Origin of the sequence: Klebsiella sp. 1SOBk5mer (genome assembly GCF_046603115.1) — a bacterium.
GTDB lineage: Bacteria > Pseudomonadota > Gammaproteobacteria > Enterobacterales > Enterobacteriaceae > Klebsiella > Klebsiella quasipneumoniae.
The window spans coordinates 1-327 of the sequence record NZ_JBKIUU010000042.1 but is presented as its reverse complement, the minus strand read 5'-3'; the positions used below and the strand labels follow the sequence as shown (position 1 = coordinate 327).

The window sequence follows — 327 nt, the reverse complement described above, 5'->3', positions numbered from 1 at the left end:
TAGCAAAAAGGCGCCTTTAGGGCGCCTTTTTACATTGGTGGGTCGTGCAGGATTCGAACCTGCGACCAATTGATTAAAAGTCAACTGCTCTACCAACTGAGCTAACGACCCCTTGCGGGATTTTGCTACTGTCACCATTCAGGATGGTGGGTCGTGCAGGATGACTCGGCTTCGCCTCGCCCTTCGGGCTGTCGCTGTCGCTGTCGCAACGTTATCCTTCACGTTTCTACCAGTTACCATCATTAAAGATTGGTGGGTCGTGCAGGATTCGAACCTGCGACCAATTGATTAAAAGTCAACTGCTCTACCAACTGAGCTAACGACCCG

The 327-nt window shown here is 51.1% G+C and carries 2 tRNA genes; both read right to left on the bottom strand.

The window, feature by feature from the left end:
• Window positions 1–35: 35 nt before the first annotated feature.
• Window positions 36–111: transfer RNA gene (locus ACLH1U_RS25260), tRNA-Lys, on the bottom strand.
• Between the two features lie 139 nt (window positions 112–250).
• Window positions 251–326, bottom strand: a tRNA-Lys gene (locus tag ACLH1U_RS25255).
• Between the last annotated feature and the right edge of the window lies 1 nt (window position 327).